Genomic DNA, 20337 nt, shown 5'->3' with positions numbered 1-20337 from the left:
CCGGCCCGACCGGCCGCGGAAAGACAGTTTGTATGAATGACCACACGCGGCTCCGCGACGGCCATGCGCCGCACGGTGAGCTGGAGGGGTCGATGGCGGCGGTGGCGTTGGCCCCCGAACCGGCCGTCCCCGCGCAAGCGGGAACCGGTGTCTATGCGGCGCTGGACCTCGGCACCAACAATTGCAGGCTGCTGATCGCCTGTCCGACCAGCGATGGCTTTCGCGTGGTCGATTCCTTCTCGCGCATCATCCGGCTCGGCGAGGGCGTCTCGGCGACCGGCTGCATCAGCGAGGCCGCGATCGAACGCGCCATCGCTGCGCTCAGCATCTGCCGGGACAAGATCAACCTCCGTAAGGCCAGGCGGCTGCGGCTGATCGCGACCGAAGCCTGCCGCGCCGCCTCGAACGCGGAAGGTTTCCGCAGCCGCGTCGCGGCCGAGACCGGTATCGAGCTCGAGGTGATCGACCGCGAGACCGAGGCTTCGCTCGCCGTGCTTGGCTGCTCGCCGCTGGTGGATCCCAGGGGCAGGGGCGCGATCCTGTTCGACATCGGCGGCGGTTCGACCGAGCTGGTGCGGATCGAGCGCGATTCCACCAATCCGGAGCCGCGTATCAATGCCTGGATGTCGATCCCGTATGGCGTGGTCACGCTTGCCGAGCAGTTCGGCGGCCGCGACGTGACGCCGGAGATCTACGCCGCGATGGAGCGGGAGGTCGCACACCACGTCGCGCCGTTCGCGGAACAGCACGGCCGCGATCTCACCGATATGCACCTGCTCGGCACATCAGGCACGGTGACGACGCTCGCCGGCATCCACCTCAATCTCGCGCGCTATGACCGCCGCCGCATCGACAGCATCTGGATGAACGATTCCGACATCACCGCCACCATCAGCAAGCTGCTCGGCATGAGCTATGAGGAGCGCGCGAACAACAGCTGCATCAGCGTCGAGCGCGCCGATCTCGTGCTCGCCGGCTGCGCCATCCTCGATGCGATCAGGAGCGCGTTCCCGCTGCCGCGCCTGCGCGTCGCCGACCGGGGCCTGCGCGAGGGCATGCTGGTCGAGATGATGCGCGAAGACGGCGCGCTCAGGAGCTGGTGAGATGGCCAAGGACACCACCGGCCGCTTGCACGTCCAGGTCAAAACCCACGGCAAGCGCAAGCTCTCGTCGAAGCTCTGGCTGGAGCGGCAGCTCAACGATCCCTATGTCGTCAAGGCGAAGGCGCTCGGCTATCGCTCGCGCGCCGCGTTCAAGCTGCTCGAGATCGACGACAAATATCGCCTGCTGAAATCGGGTATGGCCGTGGTTGACCTCGGCGCGGCACCAGGCGGCTGGAGCCAGATCGCGGCCAAGCGCGTCGGCTCGGTTGACGGCAAGGGCAAGGTGATCGCGATCGATCTGCTGGAAATGCCAGAGATTGCCGGCGTCGAGTTCGCGCAGCTCGACTTCATGGACAATGATGCACCGGAAAAGCTCACCGCGATGCTCGGGGGCGGCGCGGACGTCGTGATGTCCGACATGGCCGCCAACACCACCGGCCACCGCAAGACCGATCAGCTCCGCATCGTCGGCCTGATCGAGACCGCCGCCGCCTTTGCCTGCGACGTCCTGAAGCCCGGCGGGACTTTTTTGGCGAAGGCGTTCCAGAGTGGCGCTGACGCCGACCTCCTCGCCCAGCTCAAGCGCGATTTTGCGACGGTGCGCCATGTGAAGCCCGCTGCGAGCCGACAGGATTCGTCGGAGCGCTACGTGCTCGCGACGGGGTTTCGGGGCGGAGCGGACCGAGAATAGCAGTCGGGATTTTCTCCCGAGCGGTTCGCTCATCCTTCCAATGTTCTGGAGTTGCGCCGGCGTCGTGCTTGTCGCGGCGCGCATTCGCGCGTGCGAAGCCGCGCGGAATATAGATATCATAAAATATGTTATAGTATCATAATCCTGTAGCGATCGAGGGTGATGATGCTGCTTGCCGCAATCTAGGCGGGCAATCCTGTTTTTGGGGAATGGCATGTGCATCCTGACTAATCGCGCCCGTCGAGCCGGCCGGCAAGATCGTCGTCTTGTTCTTGCGGCTCTTGCCGCTACGGCCCTCAGCCTGAGCCAGGTGCGGATGGCCGCTGCCGACGCCGGCATTTTCGTCGATGCATCGTCGATCGTACAGCTCTGCGCGGGTGCCGGCTGCGACGACCTCAAGACTTTGCAGAACATCTACCAGGGAGCGAATGTTCCGGCAGAGCCCGCGATGGGTACGGCGCTCTCGGCGCTGTCGGCGAGAATCGCCGAGCTCAAGATCAAGCGGCTCCGCATGCTCCAGGGCGACAATCTGTGCGACCTGGATGCGAACGGCAATCTTGGTAGCGTCACGATCGCGGCGAATCCCGACGGAAGCGCCGTCAGGAATCCCGACGGCAGCTACGTGTTTACGCCGGTAACCTCGGGCGGCTGCAATCTGATCGACTGGACCTTGCCCTGGTCGCTCAACAACGGTCTGTCGGTTCATGCGGCGGTGGGCTCGTTCATGCCGCCGAGCTTCATCGGCAGGACGCCGGCGTCGCCCTACGATGGCGCGGAGAACTGGAGCCCGGCGACCCTTGCGCTGTACAAGACCTACGCGGATCGCCTGGTGCGCTTCATCGTGACCAGGGCGTTCGACAACGGTGCGCCGTCGGTGATCTTCGAAGTCAGCAACGAGCTCGACATCGCCGACAGTTCGCCGCAGACCTTCGACCAGAACCATCCTGCGAACAACAAGCTCGCGCCGTTGGGCCCCTGGGAACGCTGGCTGTGGTGGATCGATCCAAGCTCCTTCGATGTCCACGGGTGGCCGGGGATGCCGGGGTCTTATCCTTACTCAACCGATAAACGGCGCGTGGAGCATGCCATCTCTCCGATCCAGAAGATCTACGCAGACGTGATCAAGACGGTCAGGGACGAGCTTGCTGCGAGCGGAACGTATCCCGGCAAAACCATTGAAATTGCAGGTCCGGCATTCTCGAGCGCCGGCTTCAATTGGTATCCGTTGCACGGCCAGCAGACCCTGGAAGAGGATTTTCTCGATCAGATGTTGAGCCCGACAGCGCTGACCGGGAAGTTCAACGCGCCGCTCGATCGCTTCTCGTTCCACTATTACGGCGACTTCCAGAACGGCTTTGGCTGGGATCCCGGCGCGGGACCGAAGACGACGCTGAAATTCGTGACGGACACCGTCAAGGCCAAATTGACCGCCCTGGGAAAACCGAACACGCCGCTGTTCCTGACGGAGTGGGGACCGGCTGCGATCGGCGCCAACATCAACTATACTCACACCGGCGCGGCATGGGCGGCAGCTTTCCTGACCGAAGCCGTGGCTGATGGCATCACGGCAGGATCCTATCTGATCCTGAGCGACGCCGTCGGCAACGCTGCGGACGGCGACCTGGGCATGCAAAGCATGATGCACAAGCTCACCGACGCCAGCGGCGGGGTGCATTATTATCCAAAGCCTGTGGCCAATGTCTTCAAGATGTTCAACATGATGACGGGCACCCGCAATGCGGTCACCGTGTCGCCGACCGGATCAGCTTCTAATCTAGGTGCGTTCGTAACCAGCGATGCGAATTCGGCGAGCGTTCTCGTCTACAATTACAATTCGTCGGTGTTCAACAACAACGCCAGTTCGACGGTCGAGACGCCCGAAATCTTCACGATCAACATTGGCAACCTCTGGGGCCCCCAAGGCTATACCGGTCCCGTGACGGTCAAGCGGTATTTGATCGATGCCAATACGAGCAATCTCTCCGCCTTCCTGAAGCCGGATGGCACGCATCCTTCACCCGAGCTGCAACTCGTCGACCCGCAGACCACGGGCCATGTGTCGGACAATCAGCTCGCAATCAGCAGCGCGTCGCCGCTGGGGCTCGGCGTGGTCCTCTACCGGATCGAACGGCAGTCACCCTAGCCGCTGATCCCGCACGTCCTGGGTATCTTCCGTCGCCGTCTTGACGGCGGCGCTCGCCGCGCTCTTGGCGGCACCCTTGCGGCTGGAAATATCCACCGCCTTGCGGCCGGAGATCTCGTGGCCGGCGTCCGCGGGCATCTGCCAGAAGAAGAAGCTCGATACCGCCGAGGTCAGCGCCACCACGACGAAGGCGGGCGCGAACACGGTGGCGTTGAGCTCGCTGACGTGGCTGAGCCACATCGTCGTCTCCACCGAGGCTGCGCCGACGGCGACGCCGGCGGAGACCGCGAGCTGCTGGTTGACGCTGACGAGCGTGGTGGCGCGGCTCATCTGCGGCGGCTCGACGTCGGCATAGGCGACCGTGTTGATCGCGGTGAACTCGAGCGAGCGGAAGAAGCCGCCGACCACCAGGATGATCATGATGATCAGCAGCGGCGTGCTCACCGTGAACAGCGCACAGGCGGCGAGGAAGACGGCGCTGACGATCGCGTTCACCGTCATCAGATTGCGGAAGCCGAAGGTGCGGATGAGGCGCGCGGCCAGCGTCTTCATGCCCATGGCCCCGAGCGAGGAGGCGAAGGTGACGAGGCCCGAATGGAACGGCGACAGGCCGAAGCCGATCTGCATCAGGAGCGGCAGCAGGAAGGGCAGCGCGCCGATGCCGAGGCGGAACAGGAAGCCGCCGAGGATCGCCGCGCGCAGCGTCGGCAGCTTGAGCAGCGAAAAGTCCAGCACCGGCGATCCCGTTCGCCGGGCGTGAATGACATAGAGCGTCATCGAGATCGAACCGCCCACGACGAGGGCTGCGATCGTGCTCCACGGCAGCAAATTGAGGCCGGCAACGGACAGACCGAAGGCGATGCCGGCGAGCCCCAGCCCCGCGAGCACCATGCCGTAGAGGTCGAACGGCTCCCGCTCGTCGCTCTTGATCGGATCAATGAACTTCAAGGCCATGAAGATGCCGAGCAGCCCGATCGGGATGTTGATCAGGAAGATCCAGTGCCACGACGCATAGGTCGTGATGAAGCCGCCGAGCGGCGGCCCGATCACGGGACCGATCAGGGCTGGGATCGTCACCCAGGCCATCGCATTGACCAGCGCGCTCTTGTCCACCGAGCGCAGCAGCACCAGACGCCCGACCGGCGTCATCATGGCGCCGCCCATGCCTTGCAGGATGCGCGCGAACACGAAGTCGGTGACAGAGGTCGAGAGCGCGCAACCGACCGATCCCACCATGAACACGCCGACCGCGATCGCGAACACCATCCGCGCGCCGAACCGGTCGGCGGTCCAGCCGCTCGCCGGGATGAACACGGCCAGCGACAGCAGGTAGGAGGTGATCGCGAGCTTCAGCGTCAGCGGGCTGGTGCCGATATCGGCCGCGATCGCCGGCAGCGAGGTGGCTATGACGGTCGAGTCCATGTTCTCCATGAAGAGAGCAGTGGCCACGATCAGCGGAATGATGCGTTGCTTGTCGACCATGACGGATTGGTAATGGAAATCGGAAGGAGGGGCGCAATTGCGGCTTATCACCGCCATCAGACCGGGACCATTGCGGATCAACGCATAGCACCTAAATCCTGCGTAACAACGGTGTGACCCTCCCTTCAGGGTTGCGCCCGATGGCGGGACACGTCGTCTCGCTCTCGCGTCGCTCGCGGACGCGCCACCCATCGCGCCCCGGAATGGCAGTGAGCATGGGCTATCCACGCTGAATTTACCTAAAAAGCCTGTGCATGGCTGGCCAGCGGGCCGAATTGCTTTGATTCGTCACGCGGGCATGCTATCGACCCGCGTCAACCCCACCGATGGGCTCCGATTCTCAGGCGATGCCGCAAGGTACGCCGTGGGCGGCGCTCATCCATAGCTATTTGCGGCAGGGCCGCGGAAGGAGTTGGCACATGGCCACGGTGCAACAAGGCATTCGCGAAGCCTTTACGTTCGACGACGTGCTGTTGAAGCCGGGCCTGTCGGACGTGATGCCGGGCGAGGTCGATATCCGCTCCCGCGTGACCCGCGCCATTCCGCTCAACATTCCGATCATGGCCTCTGCCATGGACACCGTCACCGAATCCCGCATGGCGATCGCCATGGCGCAGGCCGGCGGCCTCGGCGTCATCCACCGCAATTTCGATCCCGAAGGGCAGGCCGCCCAGGTGCGGCAGGTCAAGCGCTACGAATCGGGCATGGTGGTGAACCCGCTCACCATCAGCCCCGACGCCACGCTGGATGACGCGCTCAAGCTCATGAGCGACCACGGCATCTCCGGCATTCCCGTCGTCACTGGCGCAGGCAAGAACACGCCAGGCAAGCTGGTCGGCATCCTCACCAACCGCGATGTGCGCTTTGCCACCGACCGCCGGCAAAAAGTCTCCGAGCTGATGACGCATGAAGGTCTCGTCACCGTGCGCGAGAATGTCAACCAGGACGAGGCGCGGCGGATGCTGCACCAGCATCGCATCGAGAAGCTGCTGGTGGTCGACGAGCAGTATCGCTGCGTCGGCCTGGTCACCGTCAAGGACATGGAGAAGGCGGTCGCCCATCCGCTCGCCTGCAAGGACGCGCAGGGGCGCCTGCGCGTCGCCGCCGCCACCACCGTCGGTGATAGCGGCTTCGAGCGCACCGAGCGGCTGATCGATGCCGGCGTCGATCTCGTCGTCGTCGACACCGCGCATGGCCATTCCCGTCACGTGCTGCATGCGGTGAACCGCATCAAGCGCCTGTCCAACTCGGTGCAGGTCGTGGCCGGCAACGTGGCGACGTCCGAAGGCGCGCAGGCGCTGATCGATGCGGGGGCGGACTGCATCAAGGTCGGCATCGGCCCGGGCTCGATCTGCACCACGCGCATCGTCGCCGGCGTGGGCGTTCCCCAGCTCACCGCGATCATGGATGCGGTGGAAGCCGCGAAGAAGTCGGATATCCCCGTCATCGCCGACGGCGGCATCAAATTCTCCGGCGATCTTGCGAAAGCGCTCGCCGCCGGTGCCGACATCGCGATGGTCGGCTCGCTGCTCGCCGGCACCGACGAGACGCCGGGCGAAGTGTTCCTGTGGCAGGGCCGTTCCTACAAGGCCTATCGCGGCATGGGCTCCGTCGGCGCGATGGCGCGCGGTTCGGCGGATCGCTACTTCCAGCAGGACATCAAGGACACACTCAAGCTCGTGCCCGAAGGCATCGAGGGCCAGGTGCCCTACAAGGGTCCGGTCGGCAATGTCATGCACCAGCTCGCCGGCGGTCTTCGTGCCGCGATGGGCTATGTCGGCGCCAAGGACATGAAGGAATTGCACGACAAGGCAAACTTCGTCCGCATCACCGGCGCAGGCCTGCGCGAAAGCCACGTCCACGACGTGACCATCACGCGCGAGGCCCCGAACTATCCGGGCGGCGGCTAGTTCGCCCGACGCGAGGTCATGTGCTGATCGTTATCGGTGATGGGATCGGCGGAGCGGAATGATCCAGCTCCGCGGCGGCCGGTCTTTTGGTGTTGATGAACGACCAGATCAGCGCGGCCGGCCACGCCAGGATTGACCACCACGCTTGGCCGCCGAGGCCGACCCAGCTGTTGACAGCTATCCCGGCCAGGCAGAGGAGGGACATGAAGAAGGATAGGAAATTCAACAGGAATATAAACAAGACACAAGGATGATTGAGCAAGAGTGCGATCCATGTTGGCGAGAGGATGAGCACGAAACCTGCGAAATAGTGGGCCGCTTCACGAAAATCAGGGGATGCGTCTGAGAGCCACGCAGTAACTATGGGGCCGATCACAAAGATCAGTATCGGCAAGGAAGCCAGGGCGGCCGTTATTTTCCATGCCATGCTCTTCGGGGCTGCGAGACCCATTTGCCCGACGTGCTGCCTCAGCGATGTCATTTCCCGTCCAACTGTTATTTTGCTGACCACTTTTGCCGCCGCCGATGATGCCGCGCACGGCAGAGGCGAGGCGACCGCCTTGATACAGCCTAGACTAGTAGAGATGGGTCGATCGCGGCCTTAATCCGGCCCTTAAAATTTTCCGGAAGACGGGGTCTTTGGCGCCGCCTCTAGGCCGCGCGCACGGCCTCGAGAAATTTCCCGACCTCGAGCTTGAGGCGGCTCGAATCCGAGGCGAGCAGTTGGGCGGCGGTCAGCACCTGGGACGAGGCCGAGCCGGTCTCGCTGGCGCCCTGCTGGACGTCATTGATGTTGGCGGAGACCTGCTGGGTGCCGTGCGCGGCCTGCTGCACGTTTCGCGCAATCTCCTGCGTGGCTGCGCCCTGTTCCTCGACGGCGGCGGCAATCGTCGAGGAGATTTCCGACAGTCTCCCGATCGTCTCGCCGATCGCCTTGATGGCGCCGACGGATTCCTGCGTCGCCGTCTGGACGCTGCCGATCTGCTGCTGGATTTCCTCGGTCGCCTTCGCGGTCTGCTGCGCCAGTGCCTTTACCTCCGAGGCGACAACGGCGAAGCCGCGGCCGGCGTCGCCGGCGCGGGCGGCCTCGATCGTCGCGTTCAGCGCCAACAGATTGGTCTGGCCTGCGATCGAGTTGATGAGCTCGATGACGTCGCCGATCCGGCTTGCCGCTAGCGACAATTCGCCGACGCGTTCGTTGGTGCGGCGGGCCTGCTCGACGGCGTCGCCGGCCACGCGCGCGGATTCCTGAACCTGCCGGCTGATCTCGTTGACCGACGACGTCAGCTCCTCGGTCGCGGAAGCGACCGATTGCACGTTGGCGGATGCCTCCTCCGACGCAGCCGCGACGGCCGTCGTCAGCGTTTGCGAGCGATCGGCTGTCGTGTTCAAGGTGCCGGCCGAACCTTCGAGCTTGGTTGCCGCCGACGACACCGTGCTGACGATCTCGCCGATCGCGACCTCGAAATCGCGCGTGATGACGTTGACGCGGCGACCACGTTCGATCTGCGCTTCGGCGTTGCGGGCAGCATCCTCGTCGGCGAGCTTTTTCGAGACCAGGGCGTTCTTGAAGATCTGGAGCGCGCCAGCCATGGTGCCGATCTCGTCCTTGCGATGCCCGTCGGGGATTTCAGCGTCGAGCTCGCCGTCGGCGAGCCGCAGCGTCGTTCCGGTCAGTCGCACCAGCGGGCCGATCACCTGGCGCATCACGGCGATCACGACGGCGACCGAGGCGATCAGCACAACCAGCAGGGCCGCGAGCGCCCAGGTCAGCCGCATCTGCGCCTGCGCGATCGCAGCGTCATTGGCGTCGTGGGCAAAGGTCAGGGCGGCGTCGCGCAGAACGAGCACGCTGTTCATGACGGGCGCGAGCCAGCCGGGCCACTCGGCCTCGCTGATCGGGCTCGGACGGCCTTCACGTGCGGCCGCGACCATCTCGCGAAGTCGCGGCTCGCCTTCGGTCATCAGCTTCGCGCGCACCTTGTCGATGGCGTTCACGAGCGCCGGCGCATCGCCGACATTGTGCACGCCCTGCTCGATCTGCATCCAGATCAGCGCGACCTGACCCGTCAATTCCGTCACCTCGACGCGCTGGGCTGCGGACAAGGGCTGGTTGCGGGCAAACAGGCCGAGCACGGCGGCACGTGCGCCATTGATGGCGCGCATGCTTTGTGCGCTCTGCGCCAACGCCGCCGAAGGCAGCAGGTTCTCGATGTCGCTGCCGGTCCGCGACAGGTTGATCGAGGCCTCGCTTGTCGCCGCGGTGAGGGCGTCGATGGAGCGTGCAAGTCCATCCACGATCGCCGTCTGGCTGTTGGCGGGGCGTTGCGGCTTGGGCAGGACCACGGCCTGACGGCCTGCACTGCGCAGCTGCTGCAACGCCTGCTCGGTTGCTTCGATCGATTTCGTTGGCAGCTCGGCTGCGAGAATAGCCGCCTTGGCCGCGGCGACGGCGGCGTCCGTGCTGGCGACGGTCTTGTCCAGGGTTGATAGTTTTTCAGGCGTGGCGGGGTCGGCCGGGGTTGCCACCGCGAACCAGGCGGTGCGTTCGACCGGAACCAGGCTGCTCGCCTTCATCGTCAGCTCGAAGGCGGTCAGCGAGCGCGCGGCCGCCTCCCGTTTGCGCAGATCGCCCCATCCGCCCCAGGCGACGGCGCCTGCGAACGCGACCGCCAGAAGGCTCGTGATCAGATTGCCTGCCAGGACACGCCAGCGCAGGCTGATGCCGCCCTTCGTTCCGATGTTGGAGGAAGGTTCGGACGGCAGGGAAAGCTCTGGCACCGGATCGGCTCTTTGATCGTGGAATGGCCACGCAATTTTAGTTCGCAATCGCGACCAAAGCCTTAATTGACCGGGAGTTTGCTTCGCCGCGCCGCTCCCCCTAAATCATGGCGACAAGCAATCCGGAGGAAGCCATCATGTCCCAAGCCAAGCGCATCGTTCTCGCCGCGCGTCCCGTTGGCGAGCCAAAGCCGTCAGATTTCCGCATTGAGGAATTCGCCGTCCCAACGCCAGGGCAGGGCGAAGTCCTGCTGCGCACGATCTGGCTGTCGCTCGATCCCTATATGCGCGGCCGCATGAGCGATGGTCCGTCCTACGCCGCACCCGTGCCGATCGGCGGCGTGATGGAAGGCGAGGCGGTCAGCGAGGTCGCGGCCTCCAACAATCCTGACTTCGCGGTAGGAGACATCGTGCGAGCTCGTACCGGCTGGCAGTCGCATGCGATCTCGAACGGCAAGGGCCTGACGAAGGTCGATCCCAAGCTCGGTCCGATCTCCACGTCCATCGGCGTGCTCGGCATGCCTGGCATGACGGCGTATACGGGCCTGCTCGACATCGGCAAGCCACAAGAGGGTGAGACCGTCGTTGTCGCCGGCGCCTCCGGCGCGGTCGGCTCGGCCGTTGGCCAGATCGCGAAGATCAAGGGGGCGCGCGCTGTCGGCATCGCCGGTGGCAAGGACAAGTGCGACTACGTGGTGAAGGAGCTCGGCTTCGATGCCTGCATCGATCACCGCGATCCTGATCTGGCCGCCAAGCTGAAGGACGCCTGTCCGAAGGGCATCGACGTCTATTTCGAGAATGTCGGCGGCGCCGTGTTCGAGGCGGTGTTTCCGCTGCTCAATCCATTCGCGCGTGTGCCGGTCTGCGGCCTCATCGCGCATTACAACGACACCGAGGCCAAGCCGCCGAAATGGGCTGGCGCGATGATGCGCGCGACCCTGACCAAGCGGCTGACCTTCCGCGGCTTCATCGTCTCCGACTTCGCCGCCCGCCATGGCGACTTCCTGCGCGACATGTCTGGGTGGGTCCGCGACGGCAAGGTAAAGTACAAGGAGTTCGTCACCGAGGGCCTGGAGAGCGCGCCCGGTGCCTTCATGGGGCTGCTGAAGGGCGCCAATTTCGGCAAGCAGCTGGTGCGGGTCGGGCCGGACAAAGCCTGATTTGGCTGCAATCCACCGCCTTTGGCGGGCTGGATGGTTAAAAAAGAGTCACCGAACGGCCACACCCGTCCGCAAAAGCCGCGGGTGTGACCGTCGGTTCATTGACGGACCGGCGAAGGCATTGAATCATCGCGCATATTTTAGGTGCTGCGATGTTAGAGATCAGTATTTTCTGCGTAATCCTTCTGGCTGCCGGCTATTGGGTGGCGATGTTCGTCATGGGCCGCCACGACGACGTCATTCATGGCAAGTTCGTCCACGCCGAGGAGGCGGGCGATTTCGCGCAGGCCGCGATGCCGGCGCTACCGCCGTTCCCGAAGCGTCCGGTCAAGGCTGTGCAGCCCGGCAGTGTCCGGACCGGCAGTGTCCGGTCTGCCAGTGTCCAGCCCGCGATCGCTGAAGCGAAGCCGGTGAACAGCGCCGCGCTGGAATCGTTGCTCGCTGCGATCCAGCAGGATCTCAAGAGCGTCGCGTAAGCACGCTCAGACGCTGCCGCGCTCGACCAGGAACAGATCGACGGCCAGCCTCTGTTCGGCCAGTTGCGTGCCGGACAGGCGCGCCAGCAAGAGCTCGCCCGCGATGCGCCCCACTGCCGTCGCGTCGAACGAGATGGTGGTGAGGCCGGGCGTGATCTGATCGGCGACGTCGTTGTCGCCGAAGCCGAGCACCGCGAGGTCGCGCGGCACCGACAGGCCGCGGGCGCGGGCCTCGATCAGCGCGCCGGTCGCGAGCAGGTCGTTGGCGCAGAACACCGCATCGACGTCGCCGCCGCGCTCGAGCAGGGCGGTGAAGGCGGCGCGTCCGTCAACTAACCCTGTGACCTCCCCAACGAGGATCTCGTGAACGATCGTGAGCCCAAGCTCGGCCGCTGCCGCACGAAAACCGTCGCGGCGCAGCGCGCCGCGGCCACTGCTGCGTCCGATGAAGGCAACGCGGCGGCGACCGGCCTCAGCCAGCCTGCGCGCCGCCATCGCGCCGGCATCCGCATTGGGCAGTCCGACCAGCATGTCGATGGGGTCGCGCGGAAACGCCCAGGTCTCGATCACGGGAATGCCGAGCTCGGCAAGCGCCGCGCGGTTCTCCTCGAGCTCGATCACGCCGGTGAACAGCACCGCTGCGGGGCGGATGCCGCGCAGCGACTGGATCATCGCGACTTCCTTGGCATAGGAGTAGGAGGTCTGGCCGACCAGCACCTCGAAACCCTCAGGCTCCAGCGTCGCCGCGAAGCTGCGCACCGCAAGGCCGAACTGCTGGCTGAGGATGTTGGAGACGAAGGCGACGACTAAATTCGACCGGCCCGAGCGCAGCGCGCGCGCGTGCGGGTTGGAGGCGTAGCCGGTCGCCTCGATCACTTCGAGAATGCGCTCGCGGGTTTCGCGATTGACCTTCTCGGGGTGGCGCAACACCCGCGACACCGTGATCGGCGACACGCCCGCGCGCTCTGCCACCTCCTCGATGCGCGGCGGCCGTCCGGTCGCGCTGGCGCGGCCGGGCGGCGCCGGAATGCGCACCACGTCGTCATAGCCTGGCTTTGCCGGATCGGTCATCGAATCCTGAAAGGGTGGATGCAACAGGAGGCTAATCGAACTCAGCTCGTCGTCAAAACCTCCTCGCGCTTCAAGGCGCGGCCGACCTGGACCAGGCAGTCGCCGCTCTGGCTGTCGGTGTGCAGGCGCTGCGAGATCACGATGCCGTCTGCGGGAAAGCGCAGCACCTCTTCCGGCAGTTCCGGTCGCTCGAAGTCGTGATACCAGCCGGCGACATCGCCAGCCGCCACGCGCGCGCCGACTGTGACCGCGGGCTCGAACCAGCCGCGCCGCGTCGCGAACACCGCCTGTGCGTGGCTTTGCAGCGCCAGTAGCTCAGTGGCGCGTTCGACCGGCGCATGCGGTCCCAGCACTGGTGCCTGGACGATGCCGAGCGCCAGCAGCAGGCGATCGACGGCGCGCGCGGTGAGCGCCATGGTCTCCGGCGTGACGGTACCGCCGCCGCCGAATTCGCCCGACAGCCCGATCGCGCCGGCGCGCGCGGTTGCCGCCATCGAGGTCGGCGCGGTCGCGCCGTTCTCGGCGACGAAGGCGAAGGGCATGCCCAACCCCTCCATCAGGCGCAGCGCATGACCAAACATCTCGGGCGGTCCCTGCCGCTCGATCAGCGCGCAGGGCACATGGGCCATCGAGGTGCCACCGGAGTGGATATCGAACACGACGTCATGCCGCGGAAACAGCTCGTGCTCGAGGAAATGCGCCAGACGAAACGTTGGCGTGCCCGCGGCATCGCCGGGGAAGGCGCGATTGAGGTTGCCCTCGTCCAGCGGCGAGCGGCGGCGCGCCGCCATCACGGCGGGCCAGTTGGCGAAGGGCAGGATGGTAATCTCACCCTTGATGGCGGCAGCATCGAGCCGGCGATACAGCCGCGTCAGCGTGATCTCGCCCTCATATTCGTCGCCGTGATTGCCGGCCATCAAAAGAAGCTTGGGGCCGGCGTCGTTCTTGATCCGGAAGATCGGGATCTTGAGCTGGTAATAGGGCGAGCGGTCGATCGAGAAGGGAATGCCGAGATGGCCGGACCATTTCTGGTCCTTCTCGAAATCGATGTTGTGGAACAGTCCGGTATGCATGGGAGGCCTCGGGGCCGCGTCGTTGCCGACGCCGGCCGAAGGTTGGAAGAAGCGCTCGTCAGAGCAAGGCGACCGCGGTCATCTCGACACGCAAATCGGGATCGGCAAGGCGAGCCTCGACGCAGGCGCGCGCCGGCGGATTGGCCGGATCGATCCAGGCATCGTAGACCGAGTTCATGGTGTCGAAGTCGATGATGTGCGGCAGGAAGACGTTGACCGCGATCAGCTTGGAGCGGTCGGAGCCGGCCTCCTTCAGCAGCGCGTCGATCTTGGCGAGCACCTGCTGGGTCTGCGACACGATGCCGGCCTTGCGGTCATCCGCCACTTGACCAGCGATGTGCACCATGCCGCCGGCGGCGACCGCCTGGCTCATGCGTGAACCCACGACGTAACGTTTGATCATCTGAAAGTCTCCTCGTGAAGGTGAGGCTCCCGCGACGCGCGCGGGAGCGCGTGCGAGCTTACAGCGTCGGAAGCGTCTGCTCTTCCTTGAACCATTTCAGCTGCAAGGCGCCGAGCTTGCCGTTGAGCTTGTTGAAGAAGATGTCGGTGTTGATCCAGTTGAGCAGGTTCTGCTCGCCCTGGCGAACGCCGACATGGGCGGGAGACTGGCGGATCAGGAATTTCAGCTCGACCTCCTTGGTCGGGTTCTGGTCCTGCACCTTCAGCGCGATGGCGCTGTTCTCGGCAAATGTGTCGGCCTGTCCCGCGAGGTAGGCGGCGAGGGCGGCCGGCGTGTCCTCGAAACGCACCAGCTTCACCTTCGGCGCGTTGTCGGTGAGCCAGACGTCGAGCGTCGAGCCCTTGGCCACGGCAACGCTGCGGCCGTCGAGATTGTCGGGCTTCTTGCCGCCGGCGGCCGGAATTGACTTGGCACCGTAGACGCCGAGATTCACCACCGCATAGGGCTGCGAGAACATCACCTGCTGGGCGCGCTCGGGCGTGGCGCCGAGGCCCGCGATCAAGATGTCGATCTTGTCCGACAGAAGGCTGGGAATACGCGCGGCGCCGGTGACTGGGACCAGCTCGAGCTTCACGCCCATGTCGGCGGCGATCAGCTTGGCAAGATCGGCGTCGAGGCCTGCGATCTCGCCCTTGTCATCCTTGAAGCCCCACGGCGCGGCATCGGTCAGAAGGCCGACGCGGAGCTTGCCCGAGCCGAGCACGTCCTGGAGCTTGTCGGCGTGGGCAAGGTTCGGCGCAGCAATGACGGCAAGCGCAGTGGCTGCGATCGCAAAGAGGGACTTCAGTTGTCTCATGACTCTCTCCTGGTGGCGGATGGCGGGTTGATCATTTCGCGGAAGCGATGAAGCTTGCGAGCTCGGGGGTCTCGGGGCTGGCGAACAGCTTTGCCGGTGGGCCCTGTTCCCAGACGCGGCCCTGATGCATGAAGACGATGCGGTTGGCGACGTTGCGGGCAAAGCCCATCTCGTGGGTGACGAGGATCATGGTCATGCCCTGCTTCGCCATCGCCTCCATCACCTTCAAGACTTCGCCGACGAGCTCGGGGTCGAGTGCCGAGGTCACCTCGTCGAACAGCATGAGGTGAGGGGCCATCGCGAGACAGCGCGCGATCGCGACGCGCTGCTGCTGGCCGCCGGAGAGCTGCTCCGGCCAGGCGTCGATCTTGTCGGCGAGGCCGACGCGGGCGAGCACATCCTCGGCCAGCGCTCGCGCGCGGGCCTTGTCGGTACGGCCGGTGAGGAGCGGGGCCAGCGTGACGTTGCGCTCGACCTTCAGATGCGGAAACAAATTGAAGGCCTGGAACACGATGCCGACGCGCTGACGGAATTTCTTCAGGTCAGGCATTTTGGCATGGACCCGCTCGCCCTCGACGCGGATCTCGCCGGAATCGACGCTCTCCAGCGCGTTGATGCAGCGGAGCAGCGTCGACTTGCCCGAGCCGGAGCGGCCGATGATCGTGACGATCTCGCCTTCCTCGACATCGAGCGAGACGCCCTTGAGCACCTCGACCTTGCCGAATGTCTTGTGCACGTCACGGATTTCAACGAGAGCCATCGAGGCGGGCCTCCAGGGAGCGGGACCAGAGCGTAAACGGCAGGCACAGAGCGAAATAGATCGCGGCGACCAGCGCGTAGGTGAGCAATGGCTGGAACGTCGCCGCGCTCACCACCTGACCTGCGCGCGCGAGCTCGACGAAGCCGAGGATCGAGGCAAGCGAGGTGCCCTTGATGAGCTGCACCAGGAAGCCGACGGTCGGCGGCAGCGACAGGCGCAGCGCCTGCGGTGCGATGATGTGGCGGAATTGTTGCCAGGCCGAGACGCCGAGGCAGGCGCCGGCCTCCCATTGCGCCTGCTTCACGGCCTCGAGCCCACCGCGCCAGATCTCGCCGAGGAATGCGGCGGTGTAGAGTGTGTAGGCCACGGTGACGGCAACGAGCGCCGGCACCTGGATTCCCAAAAACACCGGCATACCGAAATAGAAGAAGAACAACAGCCCGAGCAGCGGCACGCTCTGGACGATCTGGATGCACGCCGCCATGGTCCAGCGCAGGCCGGCAAAGCGGCTGATGCGGCCCATCGCGAGCCCGAGCGCCAGCGGCGCACCGAAGCCGAGCGCGAGCACGACCAGCGCAACGGTCCAGCGCAGGGCCGCAAACAGCGAGACGAAGTCGATGAGGGAGAAGGATCGCATCGCTTGCCCTCAGCGCCGCCGCGGCCAGCGGAAGGCCGCCGCACCGATGATGGCGAACAGCGCCTTGAACGACATCGCCATCGCGAAATAGATCACGCAGATCACCGCATAGACCTCGAAGCTGCGGTAGGTGCGGCTTTCGATGAAGCCTGCGACATGAAACAGCTCATCAGTGGCGACCTGCGAGGCGAGCGAGGTGCCGAGCAGCAGGAGCACGAACTGGCTGGTCACCGCCGGATAGGCGTTGCGCAGCGCCGGCGGCAGCACGATGTGGCGAAACACCTGCCAGCCTGATAGCCCGAGGCACTGGCCGGCTTCGACCTGGTTGCGCGGGATGGAGTCGAGGCCGGCGCGGACGATCTCGACCGAATAGGCGCCGAAATAGAGCGAGAGCGCGACGGCGGCGGCCTCGAACGCCGGCAACTTCAGGCCGAAGTTCGGCAGCACGAAGAACACGATGAAGAGCTGGATCAGCGACGGCGTGTTGCGGAACAATTCGATGTAACCGCGCACCAGCCAGCGCAGTGGCGTGATGCGGCCGTTCAGCGCGACCGCGCCGGCAACGCCGATCAGGAGGCCGCATACCGCCGAGATCACCGTCAGCTCGAGCGTGACGATGGCCCCGTCGATGAGCTGATTCTGATAGCGCCAGAGCGGCAGGAAATTCATCGTGCGCGCTCAGCCGAACTGGGTAGGGAGGGCGCGCGTCACGACGCCGTCGGCATCGAGGGCGAGGATCACGCGCCAGCGGTCGAGGCAGGTGCAGGGATGCGAGATGCCGAAGGCGATGATGTCGCCGACGGCCAGCGCTGCTTCGGGCGCGACGGAGAGGAACGCGTGCTGGTCGTTGAGGCGCGTCACCGCCAGCTGAGTGGCGAGCCCTTGCTGCTCGACGCCGTCGCGGAAGACGCGCAAGGGCACCGGCAGTCCCTGATCGAAGGAGGCATCGCGCATACCGAAGCCTGCGATCGCAAGCCCGGCCTCGGGGCGCGACAGCACTTCGGCCCAGAGCGAGAGTGCCGGACGAAAACTGTCGGACGCAGAATGTCGCGCGCCGTTGATGAGAAGACCACCGCGCCGGTCGATCTCGGCGAAGGCGCGGGCATAGATGCCGTGATCGGCGAAGAACAGCGCGCCGGAGCGGAGGATGACCGTGGCGTTGTCATCGGCCTGTGCGCCTGGTGCGAGCGCCCGGGCGACGACATCGAAATAGGCGGAGCCGCCGGCGCTCATGATCAGTGGCCGCTGCGGGGCAGCGGCGCGGACCATGGCAAACGTCTCGATGGTGCGCTCCAGCAGTGCCGCGATCGCGCGCATCGTCTCCTCGGCATCGGCTGTTGCGGCTGCGCCTTCATAGGTCGCAATGCCGCCGAGCACGAGCCGGTCGGCGGCGAGCACGGCCGCGATCGTCGCTTCGATTGCGGTGCGATCTCGGGCGCCGGCGCGGCCCGCACCGAGCTCGACCAGCACGGACAAGTCGCCGCGTTCTGCGATCCGCGCCGCCTCAGCGAGCGCTGCGACTGCGGCGGGTGAATCGGCGAAGGCGTGAAACTCGACGTCGGGATAGGCGCGGAGCAGCGCGCCGAGCCGCCGGCCGGAAGCGAGCCCGCCGATCTCGTTGGCCAGCAGCAGGCGTCGCTCGCCGCTCGCGAGCAGCACGGCGGCCTGCTGGATGTTGGCGACCGTCGTGCCCCAGGCGCCGGCCGCGCGTAGCGAGCGCGCGAGCTCCGGCGACATCGGCGTCTTGGCGTGGGGGGCAACGGCAACACCGGCGCTCTTACACCAGCGCAGGAAGAGGTCGCGATTGGCGGCGAAGGCGGCCTCATCGAGCGTGAGGACGGGCAGGGCAAGATCGCCGCGGGAAGGCTGCCAATTCTCGCTGGCGATCTCATCGACCGGCAGGCCATCGACCAGGGGAATACCCCGAATGGTCGCTGAAAGACGTTGGCCATCCCACCGGGACAAGAACTGCATCATCGCTCCCTCAGCGGCCCTCGACCGCTGAAGAGAACGATATGTCGGAATGACAACGTTGTCATTAGGCTCTTTTAGTCGTTCCTAAGCCAAATTTGATGCAATGAGGTATTAGGGTAGGGAATGGTGCTCGTCGCCTGGGCTAATGCTCGCCGCCCATCTGCGCGAGCAACTCCTCGATATCGACATCGACCTGGCCGGCCGCGCGGAGGTGACGAACCTCAAAGCTGTCGGGCTGAAAGCGATACTCGACGAGGCCCGTCTCCTTGATCGCGATCCGGTCCTGGCGCTGATCGTTGATCTTGAAGCCGGCTGATGGCGCCCAGACGTGGCGGGTGTGGCGATAGCTGAAGTCGCGCCGCTGGTGCACATGGCCGCTGGCGATCAGCCGCAAATCGACATGCGCGAACATTTCGATCAGCCGCGCGCGCGCCGGCTGCGGCACGTAGCGGATCGAGGTTTCCGGTGTCTCGGGGTCGTCGGGCAGGTTGAGAAAGAGCGGCTTGTGCACGAACAGCGCGACCGGCCCGCCGTTCACGCGCGAAACTTCCTGGGACAGCCAGTCGAACTGCTCGGCCTCGAAGGCGAGGCCCGAATTCATCACCAGCGTGTTGAGGCCGATGAAGCGCCAGCCTGCGGCCTCGAACGACCAATGATCCTCGCCGATGATATCGCAAAATTGCTGGCGGTGCGCTTCCGCGACCGGCGGTTTTGGCGCGGGCCCGATCGCGGTCGGATTGTCGCCGATATCGTGATTGCCGGGGATGTAGCGGCAGGCGCCGGGCAGGGCGTTGTGCAGGCTTTTCGCGAATTCGACATCGTCACGACTTGTGGGCCCGTCGAAGGAAACGTCGCCGGTGTTGATGACGAGATCGGGTCTGTTCGCGTCGATATGCTCGCTGACCGCGTGGAAGTTTGCGATCAGGCCGGGAAAGCGCCGGCCGAGATGCGTGTCGGAAATCTGCGTCAGGCGAAATTCGGACATGCACGAAGTATCGCGCGGCCAAACGTCGGAACGATGACGCGCACGCGTCATCCGCGATCGAACAAAGTTTAAAGCACGCGATAGCGGATGGTGTAGGCGTCCTGCGGGACGACCGCGACGGCCCCAGGTGAGGCGATGCGATCGGCGAGGTGCCAGGGGCCGAACTGCTCGGACCGATGTGGTTCGGCGGGCAGGCGGAGGCGGAATTCGAACGTGCCCTTGCCGGGCAGGTTCACGACCAGCACGCGGTCGGCGGTGCGGTGGTTGAGCGCCACTGCGCCGCGCAGCACGGCGCGTCCGTCGGCGAGGTCGCGCACGCCGTCGACCAGCGCCAGCGTCTGGTTGCGGTCGGTGTGCAGCTCGATCTGGCTATCGGACACCGCCGTTAGTGTCTCCCTGGGCATGCGGATCTCGAACTCGACCGCGGGTTTGGATGGGTTGAGGCCGAGATAGGCCAGCGCAGCGTGGCGCATGTCGTAGGCGGCGAAGCCGAACAGGGCGACGGCAGTGAGCGCAGCCAGGCCATGCCTGACGACGTCGCGCCAGGTCCGGTAGCTCAGGCGGAAATAGACCGTCAGTGCCAGCGCAACCGCGAGCGCCGTCGCGACACCTGAGAGCGCCGACATCAGCATGCCGAGCTGGCCGTCAGCGGATTCGGCCCAGGAGCTCATCAGGCCTGACAGGGTGTTCATGGCGCCATCTCGCCTCAGGTCCCGAAAAGGGACCAAAATCGCTTTAACTATCGGTGGTTGGTCGCAAGATATGGAACGCCGGTTCAACTCGTTGATTGTCAGCGCCAGCAGTCGCGGCTAATGACGGCTCGCGGCGTTCC

General features: G+C 65.3%; 19 protein-coding genes. 6 read left to right on the top strand and 13 right to left on the bottom strand.

Features of this window, described 5'->3' with window-relative positions; all coding sequences use genetic code 11:
- Positions 1-32 precede the first annotated feature (32 nt).
- The 3 genes from B5V03_RS26920 to B5V03_RS26910 all read left to right on the top strand — a co-directional run bounded on the left by B5V03_RS26920 (position 33) and on the right by B5V03_RS26910 (position 3937).
- Entirely contained in the window at positions 33-1103 is a 1071-nt protein-coding gene (locus B5V03_RS26920; RefSeq protein WP_129273376.1) for a Ppx/GppA phosphatase family protein, read from the top strand.
- A gap of 1 nt (position 1104) precedes the next feature.
- The gene (locus B5V03_RS26915) at positions 1105-1794 is read left to right on the top strand and encodes an RlmE family RNA methyltransferase (protein WP_129273375.1); all 690 of its coding nucleotides are present in this window, start codon (positions 1105-1107) and stop codon (positions 1792-1794) included.
- 316 nt (positions 1795-2110) lie between these two features.
- Positions 2111-3937: a hypothetical protein gene (locus B5V03_RS26910; RefSeq protein ID WP_129273374.1), complete on the top strand. Its 1827-nt coding sequence runs from the start codon at positions 2111-2113 to the stop codon at positions 3935-3937.
- Here the strand turns inward: B5V03_RS26910 and B5V03_RS26905 are convergent.
- A complete protein-coding gene (locus B5V03_RS26905; RefSeq protein WP_129273373.1) occupies positions 3929-5419 on the bottom strand; it encodes a DHA2 family efflux MFS transporter permease subunit in 1491 nt (496 codons plus the stop codon). The two genes, B5V03_RS26910 and B5V03_RS26905, sit on opposite strands and share 9 nt — an antisense overlap.
- 419 nt (positions 5420-5838) lie before the next feature.
- On the opposite strand from B5V03_RS26905, the gene guaB reads away from it, so the two are divergent.
- Positions 5839-7329, top strand: coding sequence for an IMP dehydrogenase (gene guaB / locus B5V03_RS26900; RefSeq protein ID WP_129273372.1), 1491 nt, complete (start codon positions 5839-5841; stop codon positions 7327-7329).
- A 16-nt stretch (positions 7330-7345) separates the two neighbouring features.
- Here guaB and B5V03_RS26895 read toward each other — a convergent pair whose 3' ends face one another.
- Together B5V03_RS26895 and B5V03_RS26890 are read right to left on the bottom strand one after the other, a co-directional pair.
- Positions 7346-7810, bottom strand: coding sequence for a hypothetical protein (locus B5V03_RS26895; RefSeq protein WP_129273371.1), 465 nt, complete (start codon positions 7808-7810; stop codon positions 7346-7348).
- Positions 7811-7980: 170 nt separating this feature from the next.
- Positions 7981-10110: a methyl-accepting chemotaxis protein gene (locus B5V03_RS26890; protein ID WP_245502349.1), complete on the bottom strand. Its 2130-nt coding sequence runs from the start codon at positions 10108-10110 to the stop codon at positions 7981-7983.
- A 137-nt stretch (positions 10111-10247) separates the two neighbouring features.
- Between B5V03_RS26890 and B5V03_RS26885 the strand changes: the two genes are divergently transcribed.
- Both B5V03_RS26885 and B5V03_RS26880 read left to right on the top strand, forming a co-directional pair.
- Entirely contained in the window at positions 10248-11270 is a 1023-nt protein-coding gene (locus tag B5V03_RS26885) for an NADP-dependent oxidoreductase (RefSeq protein WP_164988307.1), read from the top strand.
- Positions 11271-11422: 152 nt separating this feature from the next.
- Entirely contained in the window at positions 11423-11746 is a 324-nt protein-coding gene (locus tag B5V03_RS26880) for a hypothetical protein (RefSeq protein ID WP_129273369.1), read from the top strand.
- 6 nt (positions 11747-11752) lie between these two features.
- Here B5V03_RS26880 and B5V03_RS26875 read toward each other — a convergent pair whose 3' ends face one another.
- The 10 genes from B5V03_RS26875 to B5V03_RS41685 form a co-directional block, all read right to left on the bottom strand.
- Positions 11753-12817 carry a LacI family DNA-binding transcriptional regulator gene (locus B5V03_RS26875; RefSeq protein WP_129273368.1) on the bottom strand — a complete coding sequence of 355 codons (1065 nt, stop codon included), beginning with the start codon at positions 12815-12817 and terminating at the stop codon, positions 11753-11755.
- Positions 12818-12858: 41 nt separating this feature from the next.
- A complete protein-coding gene (locus B5V03_RS26870; RefSeq protein ID WP_129273367.1) occupies positions 12859-13890 on the bottom strand; it encodes a succinylglutamate desuccinylase/aspartoacylase family protein in 1032 nt (343 codons plus the stop codon).
- Between the two features lie 58 nt (positions 13891-13948).
- Entirely contained in the window at positions 13949-14293 is a 345-nt protein-coding gene (locus tag B5V03_RS26865; protein ID WP_027557462.1) for a RidA family protein, read from the bottom strand.
- 58 nt (positions 14294-14351) lie between these two features.
- Complete coding sequence (locus B5V03_RS26860; protein ID WP_129273366.1) at positions 14352-15149, bottom strand: transporter substrate-binding domain-containing protein; 798 nt, start codon at positions 15147-15149, stop codon at positions 14352-14354.
- Between the two features lie 31 nt (positions 15150-15180).
- Positions 15181-15909 (bottom strand): amino acid ABC transporter ATP-binding protein, encoded by a 729-nt coding sequence (locus B5V03_RS26855; RefSeq protein ID WP_129273365.1) that lies wholly within the window; start codon positions 15907-15909, stop codon positions 15181-15183.
- The gene (locus tag B5V03_RS26850) at positions 15896-16546 is read right to left on the bottom strand and encodes an amino acid ABC transporter permease (protein ID WP_129273364.1); all 651 of its coding nucleotides are present in this window, start codon (positions 16544-16546) and stop codon (positions 15896-15898) included. The genes B5V03_RS26855 and B5V03_RS26850 overlap by 14 nt, the downstream gene beginning before the upstream one ends.
- Positions 16547-16555: 9 nt before the next feature.
- On the bottom strand, positions 16556-17215 hold the full coding sequence (locus B5V03_RS26845; protein WP_129273363.1) for an amino acid ABC transporter permease: 660 nt from the start codon (positions 17213-17215) through the stop codon (positions 16556-16558).
- 9 nt (positions 17216-17224) lie between these two features.
- The gene (locus B5V03_RS26840) at positions 17225-18520 is read right to left on the bottom strand and encodes an alanine racemase (RefSeq protein WP_129273362.1); all 1296 of its coding nucleotides are present in this window, start codon (positions 18518-18520) and stop codon (positions 17225-17227) included.
- A gap of 142 nt (positions 18521-18662) precedes the next feature.
- Positions 18663-19505 carry a metallophosphoesterase family protein gene (locus B5V03_RS26835; protein WP_129273361.1) on the bottom strand — a complete coding sequence of 281 codons (843 nt, stop codon included), beginning with the start codon at positions 19503-19505 and terminating at the stop codon, positions 18663-18665.
- Between the two features lie 68 nt (positions 19506-19573).
- Positions 19574-20197 (bottom strand): acriflavin resistance protein, encoded by a 624-nt coding sequence (locus B5V03_RS41685; protein ID WP_164988306.1) that lies wholly within the window; start codon positions 20195-20197, stop codon positions 19574-19576.
- Between the last annotated feature and the right edge of the window lie 140 nt (positions 20198-20337).

It is taken from the genome of Bradyrhizobium betae (assembly GCF_004123905.1).
Taxonomy (GTDB): Bacteria; Pseudomonadota; Alphaproteobacteria; order Rhizobiales; family Xanthobacteraceae; genus Bradyrhizobium; species Bradyrhizobium betae_A.
This window is presented reverse-complemented; position numbering and strand designations above follow the sequence as displayed.

What these genes read in the sequence shown, in the direction of transcription:
- B5V03_RS26885 (WP_164988307.1), top strand. Translation starts at nt 10,248, where the DNA reads ATGTCCCAAGCCAAGCGCATCGTTCTCGCCGCGCGTCCCGTTGGCGAG.
- guaB (WP_129273372.1), top strand. Translation starts at nt 5,839, where the DNA reads ATGGCCACGGTGCAACAAGGCATTCGCGAAGCCTTTACGTTCGACGAC.
- B5V03_RS26835 (WP_129273361.1), bottom strand. Translation starts at nt 19,505, where the DNA reads ATGTCCGAATTTCGCCTGACGCAGATTTCCGACACGCATCTCGGCCGG.
- B5V03_RS26860 (WP_129273366.1), bottom strand. Translation starts at nt 15,149, where the DNA reads ATGAGACAACTGAAGTCCCTCTTTGCGATCGCAGCCACTGCGCTTGCC.
- B5V03_RS26850 (WP_129273364.1), bottom strand. Translation starts at nt 16,546, where the DNA reads ATGCGATCCTTCTCCCTCATCGACTTCGTCTCGCTGTTTGCGGCCCTG.
- B5V03_RS26880 (WP_129273369.1), top strand. Translation starts at nt 11,423, where the DNA reads ATGTTAGAGATCAGTATTTTCTGCGTAATCCTTCTGGCTGCCGGCTAT.
- B5V03_RS26920 (WP_129273376.1), top strand. Translation starts at nt 33, where the DNA reads ATGAATGACCACACGCGGCTCCGCGACGGCCATGCGCCGCACGGTGAG.
- B5V03_RS26875 (WP_129273368.1), bottom strand. Translation starts at nt 12,817, where the DNA reads ATGACCGATCCGGCAAAGCCAGGCTATGACGACGTGGTGCGCATTCCG.
- B5V03_RS26915 (WP_129273375.1), top strand. Translation starts at nt 1,105, where the DNA reads ATGGCCAAGGACACCACCGGCCGCTTGCACGTCCAGGTCAAAACCCAC.
- B5V03_RS26895 (WP_129273371.1), bottom strand. Translation starts at nt 7,810, where the DNA reads ATGACATCGCTGAGGCAGCACGTCGGGCAAATGGGTCTCGCAGCCCCG.
- B5V03_RS26870 (WP_129273367.1), bottom strand. Translation starts at nt 13,890, where the DNA reads ATGCATACCGGACTGTTCCACAACATCGATTTCGAGAAGGACCAGAAA.
- B5V03_RS26845 (WP_129273363.1), bottom strand. Translation starts at nt 17,215, where the DNA reads ATGAATTTCCTGCCGCTCTGGCGCTATCAGAATCAGCTCATCGACGGG.
- B5V03_RS41685 (WP_164988306.1), bottom strand. Translation starts at nt 20,197, where the DNA reads ATGAACACCCTGTCAGGCCTGATGAGCTCCTGGGCCGAATCCGCTGAC.
- B5V03_RS26905 (WP_129273373.1), bottom strand. Translation starts at nt 5,419, where the DNA reads ATGGTCGACAAGCAACGCATCATTCCGCTGATCGTGGCCACTGCTCTC.
- B5V03_RS26910 (WP_129273374.1), top strand. Translation starts at nt 2,111, where the DNA reads ATGGCCGCTGCCGACGCCGGCATTTTCGTCGATGCATCGTCGATCGTA.
- B5V03_RS26865 (WP_027557462.1), bottom strand. Translation starts at nt 14,293, where the DNA reads ATGATCAAACGTTACGTCGTGGGTTCACGCATGAGCCAGGCGGTCGCC.
- B5V03_RS26840 (WP_129273362.1), bottom strand. Translation starts at nt 18,520, where the DNA reads ATGCAGTTCTTGTCCCGGTGGGATGGCCAACGTCTTTCAGCGACCATT.
- B5V03_RS26855 (WP_129273365.1), bottom strand. Translation starts at nt 15,909, where the DNA reads ATGGCTCTCGTTGAAATCCGTGACGTGCACAAGACATTCGGCAAGGTC.